This window comes from Mesorhizobium sp. M4B.F.Ca.ET.143.01.1.1, from assembly GCF_004792275.1.
In the GTDB taxonomy this organism is placed as follows: domain Bacteria; phylum Pseudomonadota; class Alphaproteobacteria; order Rhizobiales; family Rhizobiaceae; genus Mesorhizobium; species Mesorhizobium abyssinicae.
Map to the genome: position 1 here is coordinate 448,118 of NZ_SRSR01000005.1, position 17,495 is coordinate 465,612.

The 17,495-nt window shown below is 60.7% G+C and carries 17 protein-coding genes; 1 reads left to right on the top strand and 16 read right to left on the bottom strand.

The genetic code is table 11. The features are described from left to right. Nucleotides 1-2: 2 nt before the first annotated feature. The 4 genes from EN786_RS15810 to EN786_RS15825 form a co-directional block, all read right to left on the bottom strand. Nucleotides 3-152 (bottom strand): cbb3-type cytochrome c oxidase subunit 3, encoded by a 150-nt coding sequence (locus EN786_RS15810; RefSeq protein ID WP_024502864.1) that lies wholly within the window; start codon nt 150-152, stop codon nt 3-5. An 11-nt stretch (nt 153-163) separates the two neighbouring features. Then, the gene (gene ccoO / locus EN786_RS15815) at nt 164-895 is read right to left on the bottom strand and encodes a cytochrome-c oxidase, cbb3-type subunit II (RefSeq protein ID WP_126057789.1); all 732 of its coding nucleotides are present in this window, start codon (nt 893-895) and stop codon (nt 164-166) included. Beyond that, on the bottom strand, nt 895-2,514 hold the full coding sequence (gene ccoN, locus EN786_RS15820) for a cytochrome-c oxidase, cbb3-type subunit I (protein WP_126057788.1): 1,620 nt from the start codon (nt 2,512-2,514) through the stop codon (nt 895-897). Before ccoN ends, ccoO begins: the two co-directional genes overlap by 1 nt. Nucleotides 2,515-3,010: 496 nt before the next feature. Next, entirely contained in the window at nt 3,011-3,754 is a 744-nt protein-coding gene (locus EN786_RS15825; protein ID WP_126057787.1) for a Crp/Fnr family transcriptional regulator, read from the bottom strand. A 152-nt stretch (nt 3,755-3,906) separates the two neighbouring features. Between EN786_RS15825 and hemN the strand changes: the two genes are divergently transcribed. After that, nucleotides 3,907-5,256: an oxygen-independent coproporphyrinogen III oxidase gene (gene hemN / locus EN786_RS15830; RefSeq protein ID WP_126059321.1), complete on the top strand. Its 1,350-nt coding sequence runs from the start codon at nt 3,907-3,909 to the stop codon at nt 5,254-5,256. A 235-nt stretch (nt 5,257-5,491) separates the two neighbouring features. Here the strand turns inward: hemN and EN786_RS15835 are convergent, their stop codons facing one another. From EN786_RS15835 to EN786_RS15890, 12 genes are all read right to left on the bottom strand, one after another. After that, nucleotides 5,492-5,734: a DUF2274 domain-containing protein gene (locus EN786_RS15835; RefSeq protein WP_126057786.1), complete on the bottom strand. Its 243-nt coding sequence runs from the start codon at nt 5,732-5,734 to the stop codon at nt 5,492-5,494. A 12-nt stretch (nt 5,735-5,746) separates the two neighbouring features. Beyond that, complete coding sequence (locus EN786_RS15840) at nt 5,747-6,961, bottom strand: TrbI/VirB10 family protein (RefSeq protein ID WP_126057785.1); 1,215 nt, start codon at nt 6,959-6,961, stop codon at nt 5,747-5,749. Beyond that, nucleotides 6,958-7,983: a P-type conjugative transfer protein TrbG gene (gene trbG, locus EN786_RS15845; RefSeq protein WP_127232321.1), complete on the bottom strand. Its 1,026-nt coding sequence runs from the start codon at nt 7,981-7,983 to the stop codon at nt 6,958-6,960. Before trbG ends, EN786_RS15840 begins: the two co-directional genes overlap by 4 nt. A 1-nt stretch (nt 7,984) precedes the next feature. Next, complete coding sequence (gene trbF, locus EN786_RS15850; RefSeq protein ID WP_126063930.1) at nt 7,985-8,716, bottom strand: conjugal transfer protein TrbF; 732 nt, start codon at nt 8,714-8,716, stop codon at nt 7,985-7,987. After that, nucleotides 8,717-10,039: a P-type conjugative transfer protein TrbL gene (trbL, locus tag EN786_RS15855; RefSeq protein ID WP_126057783.1), complete on the bottom strand. Its 1,323-nt coding sequence runs from the start codon at nt 10,037-10,039 to the stop codon at nt 8,717-8,719. Between the two features lie 33 nt (nt 10,040-10,072). Continuing rightward, nucleotides 10,073-10,798 carry a P-type conjugative transfer protein TrbJ gene (gene trbJ, locus EN786_RS15860; RefSeq protein ID WP_024502854.1) on the bottom strand — a complete coding sequence of 242 codons (726 nt, stop codon included), beginning with the start codon at nt 10,796-10,798 and terminating at the stop codon, nt 10,073-10,075. Beyond that, nucleotides 10,795-13,245, bottom strand: coding sequence for a conjugal transfer protein TrbE (gene trbE, locus EN786_RS15865; RefSeq protein WP_126057782.1), 2,451 nt, complete (start codon nt 13,243-13,245; stop codon nt 10,795-10,797). Before trbE ends, trbJ begins: the two co-directional genes overlap by 4 nt. Next, the gene (locus EN786_RS15870; protein WP_024502852.1) at nt 13,239-13,511 is read right to left on the bottom strand and encodes a VirB3 family type IV secretion system protein; all 273 of its coding nucleotides are present in this window, start codon (nt 13,509-13,511) and stop codon (nt 13,239-13,241) included. The genes trbE and EN786_RS15870 overlap by 7 nt, the downstream gene beginning before the upstream one ends. After that, on the bottom strand, nt 13,511-13,819 hold the full coding sequence (locus EN786_RS15875; RefSeq protein ID WP_126057781.1) for a TrbC/VirB2 family protein: 309 nt from the start codon (nt 13,817-13,819) through the stop codon (nt 13,511-13,513). Before EN786_RS15875 ends, EN786_RS15870 begins: the two co-directional genes overlap by 1 nt. Nucleotides 13,820-13,831: 12 nt before the next feature. Further along, the gene (gene trbB / locus EN786_RS15880) at nt 13,832-14,800 is read right to left on the bottom strand and encodes a P-type conjugative transfer ATPase TrbB (protein ID WP_024502850.1); all 969 of its coding nucleotides are present in this window, start codon (nt 14,798-14,800) and stop codon (nt 13,832-13,834) included. After that, nucleotides 14,797-15,210, bottom strand: coding sequence for a CopG family transcriptional regulator (locus EN786_RS15885; protein WP_095488561.1), 414 nt, complete (start codon nt 15,208-15,210; stop codon nt 14,797-14,799). Before EN786_RS15885 ends, trbB begins: the two co-directional genes overlap by 4 nt. 116 nt (nt 15,211-15,326) lie before the next feature. After that, a complete protein-coding gene (locus EN786_RS15890; RefSeq protein WP_024502848.1) occupies nt 15,327-17,351 on the bottom strand; it encodes a conjugal transfer protein TraG in 2,025 nt (674 codons plus the stop codon). Between the last annotated feature and the right edge of the window lie 144 nt (nt 17,352-17,495).

Below are 17,495 nucleotides of genomic sequence, written 5' to 3' on the forward strand. Positions count from 1 at the left end.
GATCACTCGTCCTCGAGCGGAATGCGGGCCGCTTCGTCGGCCAGCCTTCGGCTGCCGGGGCGTAGGGCAAAGGCGATGCACCCCACGAAGAACAGCGCCATCGCAACCAGGCCCCAGCTGTCGGCAAACGCCCGCATCAAATTGTAGGTCATCAGCGTTCTCCTCAGCGGTAGCCGGCGGCTTCGTCGTAATTTTTGAAGTCGACCAGTGTGCCAAGCATCTGCAGGTAGGCGAGCAGGGCATCCATTTCGGTGACCTGTTGCGGGTTGCCGTCGAAGTCGCCGATCTTGGCTTTTGGGTAACGCGCCTCAAGGCCTGATGTGTCGGCATTGGGATCGGCCTGCGCCGCCAGATCCGCATTGGCGTGGACGATCATGTCATCGGTGTAAGGGACGGCTACAAGCCTGTTGGCGACCAGATGCGTTGAGAAATCCTTCACGTCGATCGGCGTGTCTTTCAGGAACCCATAGCTCGGCATGATCGATTCCGGCACCACCGAGCGCGGGTCGGTAAGATGCGCGACATGCCATGCATTCGAGTAGCGGTCGCCAACTCTGGCGAGATCCGGCCCGGTGCGCTTCGATCCCCACTGGAAGGGGTGATCGTACATGGACTCGGCAGCTAGGCTGTAGTGGCCATAGCGCTCAACTTCGTCGCGGAACGGCCTGATCATCTGGCTATGACAGAGGTAGCAGCCCTCGCGCATATAGATGTTGCGCCCGACAAGTTCGAGCGGCGAATAGGGGCGCATGCCTTCCACCTTCTCGATCGTATTGTCGAGATAGAAGAGAGGCGCGATCTCGACGATGCCGCCGACCGTCACCACGAGCAGCGAGCCAACGAGAAGAAGCGTGGCGTTCTTCTCGATGATTGCGTGTTTGTCCATCAAGCCCATTACCTGGCTCCTGATCGCGCAGGTCGGATGGCGACGGGGCTCGGCATCGGCTCCTCCTCGCGCTGGTGGCCGAGGATGGTCCTGGTGATGTTCCAGGCCATGATCAGCGCGCCGGAGAGGTACATGGCCCCACCGATGGCGCGCATGACATAGTAGGGGTGCATGGCGGCGACGGTCTCGGCGAAGGAGTAGACCAGGAAGCCCTGCTCGTCGTATTCGCGCCACATCAGGCCCTGCATGACGCCGGATACCCACATCACCGCGGCGTAGACAACGATACCAAGTGTCGCCAGCCAGAAATGCCAGGTGACCAGCCGCAACGAGTAGAGCCGTTGCCGGTTCCAGAGCTTCGGCACCATGTAGTAGATTGCGCCGAACGAGATCATGCCAACCCAGCCGAGCGCGCCCGAATGGACGTGGCCGATCGTCCAGTCGGTATAATGCGACAGCGAATTGACCGCCCGGATCGCCATGATGGGGCCTTCGAAGGTCGACATGCCATAGAAGGCGACGGCCATCACCATCATGCGTATGATCGGATCGGTGCGCAGCTTGTCCCAGGCGCCGGACAGCGTCATCAGGCCGTTGATCATGCCGCCCCAGGACGGCATCCACAGCATGATCGAGAACACCATGCCGAGCGTCTGCGCCCAATCGGGCAAGGCGGTGTAGTGCAGGTGATGCGGCCCGGCCCAGATGTAGAGAAAGATGATCGCCCAGAAATGGACGATCGACAGCCGGTACGAATAGACTGGCCGGTTCGCCTGCTTGGGCACGAAATAATACATCATGCCGAGGAAGCCGGCGGTGAGAAAGAAGCCGACCGCGTTGTGGCCGTACCACCATTGCGTCAAGGCGTCCTGGACCCCTGAAAAGGCGGAGTAGCTCTTGGAGCCCAGGAACGAGACTGGTATGGACAGGTTGTTGACCACATGCAGCATCGCGATGGTGACGATGAACGACAGGTAGAACCAGTTGGCCACGTAGATATGCGGTTCCTTGCGCTTCAGGATCGTGCCAAGGAACAGAATGAGGTAGGCGACCCAGACGATGGTCAGCCAGACATCCACATACCATTCGGGTTCGGCGTACTCGCGGCCCTCGGTGATGCCGAGCAGGTAGCCGGTCGCGGCCATGACGATGAACAGCTGGTAGCCCCAGAAGACGAACCAGGCCAGATCACGGCCGAAGAGGCGGGCGCGGCAGGTGCGCTGCACGACATACAGAGACGTGCAAAGCAGCGCGTTGCCGCCGAAGGCGAAGACGACACCGGATGTGTGCAACGGCCGCAAACGACCGAAATTGAACCAGGGCTGGATGTTGAGATCGGGGTAGGCGAGCTGCAGCGCGATCACCACGCCGACCAGCATGCCGACGACACCCCAGAACACGGTGGCGATCGCGCCGTAGCGGATCGGACCATCCATGTAAGCGGATGGGTCAATCGGAGCTGCTGGCTTGAACTCCGTGTTGCGCAACAGGATCGCAGTGAAACCAGCCACTGCGAAGAACAACACCCACATGTGTCGGCGGAAAGGTTCATCCACGCCGAAGCCGGCGGCCACCAGGGCCGCAAAAGCGAACACGCTTAGAAGGACGATCTCTGTGCCGAATTTCATTGCAGATCCCGATCTCGAATCTGGTGGATGCCAAATCCGCAGCGCACTAATCGCGCAGCCGCCGCCCCCTCGCCCTGATCTATGTCAGGCCGCAAGATTTTGTGTCGGCGGCGCAATCAGCAGGTGGCGAATGAACGAGGAACGCAGCGCGGGCTCACCCCCCTCATGGAAGGCGTTCCCTGGGTTGGGCGGGCGCAGACGCGATCGCTGAGGCGAAAGCTGAGGCCCTGCGCGCGTTGGATGCTATTGCCGATGCCCTGCCAAACGTTGTTCGGATCCCATTGGAAACGAACGCGATCGTTCCGCCGAGCCGTGGCAGATTAAGGACCATGCTTCGCCGGTATGTGCCGAAACACACCTGGCGATTGGTCACGTTCCTATCAAAGCCCGAAAGCTGTTTGTCTCGACCGTGACGCCGCTTCGTCGAAGGCGCGGCAACATCGCATTAAAAGGCAAACACGGCCCGCCCCGGAGTCATGCGACATGGCCTCGCCGCTTAGGGCCGCTCGCGTCCGCCGCCACAGCGCTTCTCCAGACGGCTTATGCTGTCCACCGTCACATGGCGTGCGTTCTCAATCCGAATCACCCCGTCAGCCCGCAATCGCGTCAGTTGGCGGCTCACGGTCTCGTTGGTGATTCCAAGGAAATCAGACATTTCGACACGCGTCAGCGGCAGATCGAAGGACGCCGACCCGGAAGCCGCATCGAGACTGGAATCGATATTCCGGGCCATCATGAGGAGAAAAGTCGCTACCTTTTCCGGAGCTGTCTTGCGCCCCAGCGTCACCATCCACTCGCGCGCCTCATCGAGTTCATTCAGCGTCTGTTTGAGCAGGCGATGCTCGAATTCCCGTGACGCCTTCATCATCCGTTCGACGGCCGCTCGCGGAAACGAACACAGCGTGACTGCTGTTGCCGCTTCCGCATTGATCGAGCTTTCCACCTTGAAAGGACGTCCCAGAAAATCCGGTGCAAACTGGAGACCGACGATCTGCTGGCGCCCATCCGACAGGCTCTTTGATAGCTTTACAACGCCTGAAAGCACGTTGGAGTAGCTGTCGACGTTCTGTGCCTCGCCGGTCAACTCCATTCCTGACTCGATCCGGCGACGCGAGCAAGTCTTGGCGAGCCCAACCAAATTGTCTGGATCGAGCGCACCGCAGACACCGCGACGCCGTGCCTCGCAAGGGAAGCAAAGAACAGGAATGCCGGAACTATGAATGTCTTGCCGAAAGGTCATGCGTTCGCCTTACCCGATCCTAACTGCCGGCAGGATACCCATCCAGGGTAGAGAAATCCTGCGGCGGTTTGTCCATGAGCGCGGCTGATCGAGATCAGGGTCTGCTTCAGCGATGCGTGCAGTGTTCCGGCGGGCAACACGGTGAACGCGAGATGCAATCGGAAATAGCTGTCAAACTCAGCGAGAACGTCCCACGCTACACCAGCTATCCGACGGCGCCGCATTTCCATTCGGGGATCGATGCTGCCATTTACCGTGGCTGGTTGGAGACGCTGGAAAGCGGCGACGAAATCTCGCTGTACCTGCACATTCCTTACTGCGACAAGCTCTGCTGGTTCTGCGCCTGCCACACCAAGCAGACGCACCAATATGAGCCGGTGGCCGCTTATCTGCGCTCGCTGAATGCCGAAATCGTCACGATTGCCGGTCTGCTGAGCGGCAAGGCACATGTCCGTGCAATCCACTTCGGTGGCGGTTCGCCAACTATTCTGAGGCCCGATGATATGGTTGCTCTTGGAGCGGCCTTGCGGGACAGCTTCGACTTTCTCCCGGATGCTACGGTCAGCATCGAAATCGAAACCAACGACATGGACAAGGCGCGCCTTGATGCACTTGCTCAAATCGGCGTAACCCGGGCGAGCCTCGGCGTGCAGGATTTCGATCCGCAAGTGCAAAAAGCAATTAATCGTGAGCAGAGTTTTTTGCAGACCAAGGCAGTCGTCGACGGGGTTCGTTCGCGGGGCGTCGAATCGGTCAATCTGGACCTGCTCTACGGGCTCCCGAATCAGACACGCGAGACGATCTGTTCCACGGTGGCGCAGGCACTGACCTTGGAGCCAGACCGGATGGCCCTGTTCGGCTACGCACATGTGCCCTGGTTCAAGAAGCATCAGACGATGATCGACGAGGCATGGCTGCCGAGTCCCACTGAGCGTTTCGCCCAATCTCAACTCGCGGCGCGGGCAATTGTCGCCAAGGGATATGAGGCAATAGGACTCGATCATTTCGCGAAGCCCGACGATGCGCTGGCCATAGCGGCCCGCGCAGGGGTTTTGCATCGCAATTTTCAGGGCTACACTGAGGATCGCTGCCCGACACTGATCGGACTTGGCCCTTCGTCCATCGGTCGTTTTCGCCAAGGCTACGTGCAAAACATGGCTTCGACTGCCGGGTACGGGCGCATGGTTGCGGATGGCGGGTTGGCTGCCGTCCGCGGCGTTGCCCTTTCCGACGACGATCGCGTCCGTGGCTGGATCATCGAGCGGCTGATGTGTGATTTTGCCTTCTCGGCAGTCGATCTGGTGGAGCGGTTCGGCAAAGCCGGCGAGCAGCTCCTTCATCGCTCGAGGTCCATCGCACTCCACGATCCTGCCCGAGCGCTTGAATTCGATGGTGACAGTTTCCTCGTACGGACTGAAAGTCGCCCCTTCATTCGAACCATCGCGGCCAAGTTCGATACATATTTCAAAGGGGGAACGGCGAGGCACTCGGTGGCGGTCTGAGCAAAGCACAGTGCGCTCGCCGTTTGGTCGATCGGCGAACCAGCTGCGTTCGTTTTGACCGCTCATAGGCGACTACCGCATCAAATCGAAAATGCAAACTTAGGCTGTTGCGCGGTATCTCCTTCCACATCCTCTCTTGCGCATACCTACATTCCAAGGGGTTTGATCCTATGCTTCGCGAGGAGCAGGTAGGTCGCGACAGCTAGGCAATGTTCCAGCTGCCCTAGCGGAGGAGTCACGATTTTCCGGCAAGCTCCGTCGGCAGACGTTCTTTTCTGGCCCTGGCAAAGGCTCGGTCGCCTTCCAGAAACGCCGCCAGCATGAAAGGGATGAGTTCTGCCACGGTTTCAGACTGACCATAGGTCTGACGGTAAAGTGCAGCATACTCCTTGAGTGTTTGGCTCAGCTCCGCGCTGACGGTAATGGTGATCTTCGAAGCTGTTCGGTCCGGAAGTTTTCCAAGTTTCAGGTCAGCCATGATAACTCCTGCTCAACTGGCGTATGGCCGCAGCACGATGTCCTTGTGCACGATGACGCGCAGTGGCCAACCTGGGCGGACGACGATGGTGGGCTGGATATTGAGGTTTTTTTCGGTGATGCGCTGGCCGGCTCGACTGGCGTTCTGCTGGGCTGATTCCCGGATCGCCTTGACCAGATCGCTCTCGTTTTCGCCGAGGCTGAATTCTGTGCCGACACCGAGCAATGTGGCAAGCGCCACTCCCTTGATCATCTGCCAAGTGTGGAAATCGACTTTGTCTTCCAGCCCTGCGTAGCCGGCGGTGTCGCTCGCGGGCAGATTGTCGATTTCGGCCGACGAGCCGTCGGGCAGCAGAATGCGCTGCCAGACCAGCAGCGCTCGCTTTTGCCCGAACGCGACGACGCTGTCGTAGACGCCGATAAGACGTGAGCCCTGCGGAATCAGCAATATGTTGCCCGTGACCGTGTCGTGCACATTTTCGGTGACTTGCGCGACGACAAGGCCCGGCAAATCGGAATTGATGCCGGTGATCAGGCTGGCGGCAATCACGCTGCCAGCCATCAGTTGATATGGCGAGATCGGCGTCTGAAGCGCATGCGGATTGTAGATCCCGCCAGTGCTCCGCTGGCTGAGAAAATCAAGCTTTCGCTGCTGATTGTTCTGGTCGCCTTCCGCCGCCGCCACCGAGGCTGACGCGCGTCCTGCTTCGGATTGGGGAAGCGCCTCAAATGGATGCTGAGCAGTTTGCACGCTCTCTCCGACATCTGTCTGTTGAGCTCGATTTTCGACGCGGAAAAGCACCCGCGATTCACGCGCTTCGATCGCCTGCTGCGCTAGACGCTGCTCCTCGGCCGAGATGTCTTGGCCCGGCACGATGCCGAGCTGGCGCTGCCGCTCGAGGATGGGGCGGCCGAGGTCGCCCGGCAAAGGTAGCCCAAGGACGGGAGGCTTTGGCTTCATGCCGGAATAGTCATGGGGAAGCGTATCGAGTCCCTCGGCGGTTGGTTTGCGCTCAGTGTTGTAGAGATCTTCCGCCTGATCCCTGATGCGAAGGGCCGGCCCCTGGAGGGCGATCATGGTAACGCCGAAGACAGCGCCGGATCCGAGCGCTGCGATAGCGATGATCACACCGCGCCTGAACCGCACCACGCGGCGGGGAGAGGCCCGAAGCTGCAGTTCCTCGGGATCCAGTTTCGGCGGGATGCCAGAGCGGGAATTTTCGATCATGAGCCCTCACCTCGCCGGCTGCCGCGAAAGAGCGAGATCCGCCGTTGCGGTTGCCTGCCGTCAATCCTGCTGATGCGGATCACCTGCTGCCGCTTGGTGCCGAGGCGAAGTTCGGCCGCGGCGAAGAGCCGATCGACGATGTAATAGTTGCCGCGCACGCGATAGTTGACGAGCTCGCTGCTCCCATCTGCGCCGACGATGAAGAGTGGTGGCGCCTCGCCCTGATCTATGCGACGAGGGAACTCAATATAGACCTTGCTGCCGTCGTCGAAGGCTCGCGTCGGTCTCCAGGGCGGTGTGTCGCCACTGATTGAGTAGCGAAAGCGAAGGTTTTCGAGCGCGATGTTCGACGCGACCGGTGTAACTGCCTCGGCTTGAGCATTGCGCTGGCGAAGCGCGATGATCTGGTCTTGGCTGTAGGTCCAGGAGATTGCCGCCATTGCGGTCTTCTCGGTGCTTTGAAGCTGCAAATGATAGGTCCGCCGGTCCGTCGTAATGACGACATTGGTGGCAAGACCCGGCGCGAAGGGTTTTACCAGAACATGGGTGCGCTGATTGTCACCGGTGCCGCTTGCGGTATCGCCAATGACCCAGCGCACGGTGTCGCCAGCCGACACGGCGGTTAGTTTCTCGCCCGGCTGCAGAGCGATGTCGGTCACGCGCTCCGGCGCGGCATAGAGTTGATAAAGCGCGCCATCGGTGAAGGGGTAGACTTGCACTGCATTAACATACCCGTACTTGGTGGGTTGCTGGGTCGCGGCTTTGTTGGCATCAGCGACGCGTTCTTCAGGAGGGCGCTTGTCCTCGGCCTTGCCGGGCTCGGGCTGCATTTGGCCAGGCAGCGGCAGTGGTTTTGGCACCTCGACAATTCTAATCGGCCTCTCCGGCGCTTTTTCGATCGCGGCCGGTTTGAAGTCGGCAGCGTCATAGGAAATCTCAGGCGGCGGCACCTTCTTCGATGCACAAGCGGAAACGACCGCTGCCGACACCGATAGGATCAGCACGGCACGAATCGGTGACATTTTACCTTTCATTGGTGGACTCCGTCGGAGAAAGGGGGGCTGGGACGGCGCTGTCGAGCTCGCGTGACCAGTCAATGGCATTGATGAAGACGCCGAGCGGATTCTTGCGCAGCTGATCCGTATTGCTTGGCGAGCGGATCACGATCGTGAGGATCGCAGTCCAGCGCATCGTGCTGGCAAGGCTTCCGCGCTCAAACACCTGCTCGGTCCATTTGACCTGGAATGAACTTTCGGAGGCTCTGACCACGCTGGTGACCTGTACCGAAACACTGCGCGTTCCGATCTGACCGAAGGGGTCGTTCGCCTTGGCGTATTCGTTGAGGAAGAGCGCTGCGCGATCGCTAGCAAAGTCGTACGCTGCCAACCAGTTCTGCCGAACCAAAACCGGATCGGTGGAAACGGAACGGACATTCTGGATGAAGCGGCCGAGATGCCAGGCGATCTGAGCATCCGAGGGCTCATAATTCCGGACCGCCGGCGCGACGGCGCGCGTCTCGCCGAAGCCATCGACCTCGACGACATAAGGCACGACACGGCTTTGCATCGACTGCCATACGAGTCCGCCGGAAAGCCCGGTCGCCAAGGCCAGGCAGCCAAGGGCCATGATCCGCCAGTTCCTGGCCTGCAGTCGAGATGAGCCGATGCGCTCGTCCCACAGTTGGGCGGCTTTTTGATACGGCGTGACCGGTTCGGGTGTTTTGCCGTAACGGTGCACGGGTCGCTTGAAGAGCATCTAGTCATCCTTGTCGTTGAGAGAGGGGTTGGCGCTGCCTCCCGGCCGGTCTCCGTCTCGGACAGCTTGCATGGCAGCGTGGCGATTTGCCCGGGCGGTCTGTTCAGAACGTAGGCGCCTTGCCCACGTCGGCGCCGAAACAGTGGCCGAACCGGCAGAGCGTTCGGTCATTGACGCTGTCGGCGCGCCGCCGGTCGCGGTCCACGCGGCATCGCGCCCGGCATCGGCGTTGCGCCCAACACTTGCAGTGGCGGATCGCGCTATGCGTATAGCGGCGCCGCCAGCTGCACTGGTTACACCATGCATTCCAGCAGCCACACCGGAGAGGCCAGCGTCGGGCGAGGTTGCGCGCCCGATCTGCCATGACGTGGAAGCAGCCGATCCCATTGTTGTGCCGGCTCGGATGGCGGCGAGACCGCCGCTGGTTGCCATACGCGCGCCAGCAAATGCTGTGCCTCCAGCAACGAGTGATACACCCGCTGCCGCCGCGGTCGTGCCGAGGGCGGCGCCCGCCCCAAGCTGCGGTGCGCCTGAGACAAGACCCGACGCGATCCCCGGCCCAAAAATGCCAAGGCCAAGCAGTGCCAGTGCGCCCAGTACCTGGGACATGGCACCGGCAAGATCCGGCTCCTTGCCTTGCAATGCGGAAGCGAACTCCCCGAAGAGCGTGGAGCCGATACCGACAATGACGGCGAGCACCATCACCTTGATGCCTGACGAGATAACATGGCCGAGCACGCGTTCGGCCAGGAACGCTGAACGGTTCCAAAGTGCGAATGGAACCAAAACAAAACCTGCCAGCGTGGTGAGCTTGAACTCTAGGATGGTGATGAAAAGCTGGATGGAAAGGATGAAGAAGGCGATGATAACCAGGAACCAGGCCATCAGCAGCACGAAGATGGTCAGTGCGTTGCCGAAGATTTCCGGGAAGCCCAGGAGCTGACTGGCTTGGTCAAGCATTGGCCAAGCACCTTCGAAACCGGTCGCGGCAATGCGGCCCGGGCGCAAGAGATTGTCTGCCGACAGATTGCCGGCCGACGCCTTAATCCCGAGACCGGCAAAAGAACGATAAACGATATCGGCGAGGTTCTTGAAATTGTTCAGAATGAAGGCGAAGACGCCAACATAGAGCACCTTGCGGACAAGCCGGCCGAGAACGCTGGTTTCGTCGCCGAGCGCCCACGCCAGGCCGGCAAGTGTGATGTCAATGCCGATCAGAATGGTAGTGAGGAAGGCGAGGTCGCCCGATAGCAGACCGAACCCGCTGTCGATGTAGCGGATGAAGGTCTCCATGAAGCGATCGATGACGCCAAGGTCGTTCATGCCGCTGCCTTTCTCGTCGTGATGAACTCGTGATTAATTGCCGGGATAAGCCGAGCCGGTACCCAAGAACCGCTTCGTCATCTCGCGGGCGGCTTCGTCTGACTGGGCCTTGCGGGCGGCATCCTCGGCCTCAGCTCGAAACTGCGTTGCGAGCAGCGTCTGGATCTGCATCTGCTGTTTTGTCGAAAGCGCCATCAGCTGGTTGGTGGCCTGGCTTGCCTGAAGCGCACCGGCCGCCCCTTGGCTGCGGTTGACGAGATCGGCGAGCAGATCGCCGTCGGCGCGGACGTTCTCGACGATTTGCGACTGGACACCCATGGTCTGGCGGAACGCCTGCATGGCGGTTTGCCAACGCTCCCGCGCAGCACTCGCCACATCGCTGACTTTGATCGTGGCGTCGTAGCTTTCCGGATATTGGCTGCGCCACTGGTCTTGAAGCTTGCCCAGATCAAAGCTGAGGCCACTCGCCTGGTCCATCAAGCCGTCGATGCGATGGAGCGAACCGGTGAGTTGGCCAACGGAAGAGAAATCCAGACGCTGAAGATTGCGCGCCATGTTCTGCAGCATGGTCGCCTGATTCTGCAGCGACTGGATTTGGTTGTTGATCTGCTCCAATGCGCGCGCGGCCGTCAGCACGTTCTGCGCATAATTGGACGGATCGAACACGATAAGGGCGTACGCGGGCTGCACATAGTCGGCCATAGGCTTGGCGATCAGGGAAACGGTGATCAGGCCGGAGAGAAGGCGTCGCCGCATCATGAGAATTGCTCCTTGTCTGGTTGAGGGAATTGCTTGAGAAGTTCGCCGGCCCAATCGAGGCCGCGCGCGATCAGGAACTGCGAGGCAAAGCTGCCTTGCCCGTCTTCGGACATGATCCTGTCGATCAGAGTCTGCGTGGCCGGATCGGAAGCACCGCAAAGCGCAAGAGCGATGGGGCCAAGCTCGAGCTCGAACAGACGGTTGCCGCGGCGCGATTGCAGATAATACTGACGCTTCGGCGTGGCGCGGGCGATCAATTCGATCTGCCGCTCGCTTAAACCGAAGCGCTCGTAGGCTGTGCGCGCCTGGGGTTCCACGGCACGATCATTGGGAAGGAAAATGCGCTGCGGGCAGCTTTCGATGATTGCCGGCGCTATGCCAGAGCCCGCGATATCAGCCAGCGACTGCGTAGCGAAGACAACCGACACGTTCTTCTTTCGCAGCACCTTCAGCCATTCGCGGATGCGGGCGGCGAACAGCGGATTGTCGAGATAGACCCACGCCTCGTCGAGCATGATCAGCGTGGGCCGTCCGTCGAACCGTTCCTCAAGTCGCTGGAACAGATAGGTAAGCACCGGCAGCAAAGCGCCTTGGCTGTGCATTAACTCCTCGGTCTCGAAACACTGCACATCCGACAAGGCCAGCCCATCATGATCGGCATCGAGCAGGCGGCCGAAGGGACCGTCGAGCGTGTAGGGCATCAATGCGGTCTTCAGCGCATTGGATTGAAGCAGGACCGAAAGACCGGTCAGTGTGCGTTCCTGCGCCGGCGCGGTGGCAAGGCTGGCCAGCGCTGACCAAATAGCCTCCTTCACCTCCGGCGTGACGGTGACGTTCTCGTGGGCAACAAGGCTGGCGATCCATTCGGCCGCCCAGCTTCGGCTAGCCTGGTCGTTGATGCTGCGCAGTGGCTGAAAGGCAAGGGAACCGTCCGCTCCTAGCGCGTGGTGTTCTCCACCCATGGCAAGTGTTGCAGCACGGGCCGAATTGCCTTTGTCGAAGACATAAACCTGGGCGCCGGCATAGCGCCTGAACTGCAGAGCAATCAGAGCAAGCAGAACCGACTTGCCGGCGCCGGTCGGACCAACAACCAGCATGTGGCCGACATCTTCGACGTGGGTGGAAAGCCGAAACGGTGTCGACCCACTGGTCTCGGCAACGAAAAGCGGTGGCGCTTCGGTTTGGGTGACTTTCGCGAGATGCTCGTTTGTCGCAGGACCGGCCCAAACCGACGACAGCGGCATGAGATGGGCAAGGTTCAATGTATGAACGAGCGGTTGGCGAACGTTAGCGTAGACATGGCCAGGCAATGAGCCGAGCCAAGCCTCGACCGCATTGACGCCTTCTCGGATCGTGGTGAAGCCGAGCCCATTGATGATGCGCTCGACCGCGCGAAGCTTCTCTGCAGCGGCTTGGCGATCCTCGCCCCACACCGTCACGGTGGTGGTGAGATAGCCGAAACTCACATGATCACCGCCCAATGCCTGAAGGGCTTCGTCGGCATCGAGCGCCTTGTTGTCGGCATCGTTATCGACAAGCGGGACCGGCTCGTTGGTAATGACCTCGCGTAGGATTGCCACGATCGATTTGCGCTTGGCAAACCACTGCCGGCGCAATCGCGTCAGCGTCTTCGTGGCTTCCGTTTTCTCGAGCGGAATGAAGCGCGTCATCCAGCGATAGGCGAAATCCTGATGATTGAGGGTATCGAGGATTCCGGGCCGGGTGAGGTTCGGAAAGCCGAGGATGGTCAGTGTGCGAAGATGCTGCTCACCCAGCATCGGCTCCAGGCCACCGGTAAGCGGCGCATCGACCAGGATTGCATCCAGATATATCGGCGTTTCCGGGGCCATGATAGGATGGCGACGAGGCGAAATCGTGCCGTGGAGGTAGGTCAACGTCTGAGCATCATCGAGGACGCGTACTTCGGACATGAAACCCGAGAAGAGATCGAGCACGCGGTTGGTCTCGTCACGGAACCTCGCCAGATCCTGGCGCCAGTCTCTTTCTCCTCGGGAATAATGAGAGTCGACGAGCGCGCTTTCTGCGCGCGCCTGGGCGTCCGGCGGTGGCATAAACACCAAGGTCAGATGATAGCGGCTCTCGTAGTGCGCTACCTTCCCCTCGAAAGCAGCGCGGCGTTCTTCGTCGACCAGCCACGACGCGGCGTCAGGAAAATGCGAGTTCGGATAGCCCAGCGCTTCTGTGCGCTCGGCCTCAAAGAACAATGCCCAGCCAGAGCCAAGGCGTCTGAGAGCATTGTTCGCCCGGGCGCAAATGCCGACGAGTTCAGCCTCCGTCGCACTTTCGAGATCCGGGCCGCGGAACCGCAACGTCCGCTGAAAGCTGCCGTCCTTGTTGAGCACGATGCCGGGCGCCACCAAGGCAGCCCAGGGTAGATGGTCGGCAAGCCGGTCGGCTTTGCTTCGATATTCCGAAAGGTTCAGCATGCAAGCCACCCCTTCAGACGTAGGTGGCGCACAAGCACGCTGGCGAAGTCCGGATCGCGTCTTGCGGCAAACACCGCTAACGAGTGGCCTGCGATCCAAAGCACCAGACCAGCAATCCATTGCTGCAAGCCGAAGCCAATGGCCGCGGCCACTGTACCGTTGAGGATCGCCACCGCGCGCGGAGCCCCGCCGAGCAGGATCGGCTCGGTCAGCGCCCGGTGGACCGGTACTGCGAAGCCCTCGATATGCTGCTCCCCGGCGGCCATCAGACGAGCGCCCCACCACCGAAGGAGAAGAAGGAGAGGAAGAAGCTCGATGCCGCGAAGGCGATTGACAGACCGAAGACGATCTGAATCAGGCGCCGAAAACCACCGGCGGTGTCGCCGAAGGCAAGCGTCAGGCCGGTGGTGATAATGATGATCACCGCAACGATCTTGGCGACCGGTCCCTGCACGGACTCCAGGATCTGCTGCAGCGGCTGCTCCCACGGCATGCCGGAGCCGGCGGCATAAACCGGGGCCGTGTTAAGAAACGCGAGCGCTGTGGACGAAAGAAAGCGAAGCTTCTTGCGCATGAGGAAGGCCTTTCAAAGCTGCTGGAGTTGCGAAAGCGTGAGCGGGGCAACGGCGTAATCGCCGCTGCCGTCGAGACCGGTGACCTCGGCGATTGCGTCGATGTGGCGCGACGAGCCGCGTCCCGCTATGAAGACGATCAGATCTATCGCCTCAGCGATGAGCCGGCGGGGAACGGTGACCACCGCTTCCTGGGCGAGTTGCTCAATGCGATAGAGAGCCGAGCGCGCGGAATTGGCGTGTACGGTAGCGATGCCGCCTGGGTGCCCGGTGTTCCATGCCTTCAGCATGTCGAGCGCTTCCGCGCCCCTCACCTCGCCCACGATGATGCGGTCCGGCCTGAGCCTCAGCGTCGAGCGCACGAGATCGGCAAGGGTGACCGAGCCCCGCCTTGTTCTCAGGGCAACGCAGTCCCTGGCCGCGCACTGCAGTTCGCGTGTGTCCTCGATCAGGATCACCCGATCGTCGCATTCGGCGACTTCAGCCAGCAGAGCGTTGGCGAGTGTTGTCTTCCCCGAGGAAGTGCCGCCGGCGATCAGCATGTTGCGCCGCTCGCGGACGGCCTTTTTCAGCGCATCGGCCTGCAGCGGCAGCATGATGCGTTCGGCAACATAGTCGGCCAGGGTGTAGACTTTCGCGGCGGGCTTGCGGATGGCAAAACATGGCGCCAACACCACAGGTGGCAGCAGGCCTTCGAAGCGTTCGCCAGACGGCAATTCGGCACTGACGATCGGGTTGTCGGCGTGCGCCTCGGCGCGCACGTGCGAAGCAACCAGGCGGATGATACGTTCTGCCTCGGACGGGTGCATGTGAACGTCGGTATCGACCCGACCTTCGCCTAACCGGTCGAGTCGCAGCGCGCCGTCGGGATTGACCATCACCTCGATGACGGACGGATCGGCCAGGGCTTCGGTGATTGCCGGACCCATGGCGGTGCGCAGCATGACACGCCGCCGGTGGTCGGCCTCGGGATGAGAGCTCATCCTTCCCCTCCCCCACCATTGTCTTTGCTAAGCGACTTTTTGCCGGAAGCGATCTGGCGGCCGACCTTCTCAACGAATTTCTCGAAACGCTCTTGGGCAATAGCCTGCGTTGCCCGATCCGGGACCGGCGTGTGGGCGTGAAGGGTGATCGAAAAGCGGATGAAGAGCGCCAGGCTCTCCAGGATCACCTCGGAATCGCGCCTGACGTGGGCAAGATCGCGGGAGAGCCGGTCAAGCCTTACGCCGTAGCGCCGATCGAACTCGCTCTCGCCACGCCGCTCGATGAACGCCTCGATCGCCTTCGCCACGATCGCTGATTTGGTCGTTGACGGATCGCGACTGAGGTTGTCCAGTTTCTCGCTGAGCTCCGGCTCAAGCAGAAACTGATGGCGAATGCGGTGCGGCTTCATGCGGCTCGTTCCGACGGCCCGGCGTTGCGCCGGCGACGGGAGAAGCATCGGCCAGACGCTCAAAATTGCTTATGGCCGTTATCTACGCTGAGGTGCGCTCTGCAACTCAGCGGACTTCAGAAGCCGGGAATGACATCGTCGCCCCTGCCCTCGTTGATACCGTAGGCGCGGGCCGCAGTGGAAATCCGATCCATGACACGCTTGTCCGCGAGCGCTTCGCTGTCATCGTCTGCGGGCTTGTACAGATCGGCCTGATCGGGCTCTTGAGAGACAACAACGTCTTCTTCGGGCAGGCTTGGATGGCGTTGCTGCTGAACGCCTCCCTCGTCTTCAACTGGCGCGTCGGCGCTTTCCTCGTCCGCAGCAAGTCGGCTATCGACGCTGCACACTTGTCCAGTCCAGCCGTCCGGGCGTGATGCAGGGCAGTCCGCATAGGGTCCGTCGTGCAGCACCGGCGCAGGCAGCACCCGATCTGTGAAATTCTGATCCTGATAATAGCGCAGCTTCTTGGCGCGGATCGGCGGCAACCCAGAAACCAGGACCAATTCGTCTGACGGCGGCAATTGCATCACCTCGCCTGGCGTCAGGAGCGGGCGCGCGGTTTCCTGGCGGCTCACCATGACATGTGAAAGCCAGGGCGCAAGCCGATGGCCCGCATAGTTGCGCATCGACCTAAGTTCGGTTGCGGTGCCGAGGGCATCCGAGATGCGCTTGGCCGTGCGTTCGTCATTGGAGGAAAAGGCAATTCGCACGTGGCAATTGTCGAGAATAGCATTGTTCTCGCCATAGGCCTTTGAAACCTGGTTCAAAGATTGTGCGATCAGATAGGAGCGAATGCCATAACCTGCCATGAAGGCGAGCGCCGTTTCGAAGAAGTCGAGGCGACCGAGCGCCGGAAACTCGTCCAGCATCATGAGCAGCTGATGCTTACGGCTCTTCTTCGGGTCCCCCTCCAGACGCTCCGTCAACCGCCTGCCGATCTGGTTCAAGATCAGTCGCACCAAAGGCTTGGTGCGCGAGATATCCGAAGGCGGCACGACCAGATAGAGCGACAGCGGTCGCTCTCCATCCACTAGGTCAGCGATGCGCCAGTCGCAGGACGAAGTGGCCGCCGCGACCGTTGGATCACGATAAAGCCCAAGAAAGGACATGGCGGTCGAGAGGACGCCTGAGCGCTCGTTTTCCGACTTGTTCAGGAGTTCGCGAGCCGCCGAGGCCACTACGGGATGGACCTGAGGGTTATGCCCCGTCCCGAGATGGTTTGTCGTCATCATCCGCCGTAGCGTTGCGGCAAACGAGCGTTGCGGGTCCGACAGGAAGGTGGCGACGCGGGCTAGCGTCTTGTCCTCTTCAGCGTAGAGCACGTGCAAAATGGCGCCAACTAGGAGTGAATGGCTGGTCTTCTCCCAGTGATTCCGTCGCTCCAGCGCGCCCTCGGGATCGACGAGGATGTCGGCGATGTTTTGAACGTCCCGGATCTCATCTGGGCCTTTGCGCACCTCCAGCAGCGGGTTGTAGCGTGCCGATCTCGGGTCGGTCGGATTGAACAGAAGGCAGTACGAGAATTTCGACCGCCAGCCGGAGGTCAACTGCCAATTTTCGCCTTTTATATCATGAATGATGGCAGACCCGGTCCAGGAAAGTAGCGTTGGAACAACCAGCCCCACGCCCTTGCCCGAACGCGTCGGCGCAAATGCCATGACGTGCTCCGGGCCGTCATGGCGCAGATAGCGATCGTTCAGCCTACCGAGGAAAACGCCCGCCGGCCGTAACAACCCTGCCGTCTCGACCTCATGAGTCGTGGCCCACCGTGAAGACCCATAGGTCGTAACCGACCCGCGCTGTCGCGCGCGCAAAAGCGAGCCTGCGATTGCGGCGGCACAGCCCAGGAATCCGCTGGCGCCTGCAAGCGTACCGGCTTTGTCGAAGACCTCCGGCGCATAAGCATCGAAGTGGAACCACCATTCAAACAGCTTCCACGGCTTGTAGATTGGCCAGCCGGCGAAGAGAAACCATGGTGCGCCGAGAGGCGTCTGGTAGGTCAGCATTTGAGCGCACCATTGGGTTGCCGTCCATACGCCGATAATGACAATTGCGCACACAACGGCGATCTGCCCGATCAGTAGCTTCGTAGGTGTCATCGGCTTGGCCCGCTGAACAACGCGACCTAGCATCGCGCGGTGCAGCCGGGACAGGAATGTTCCTCACATACGATTTGGGAGCAATGAACGACTTCCTACTATGCAGGTCGGTCAGCACGCGTGTTGCGCCTTCACGCGACACCA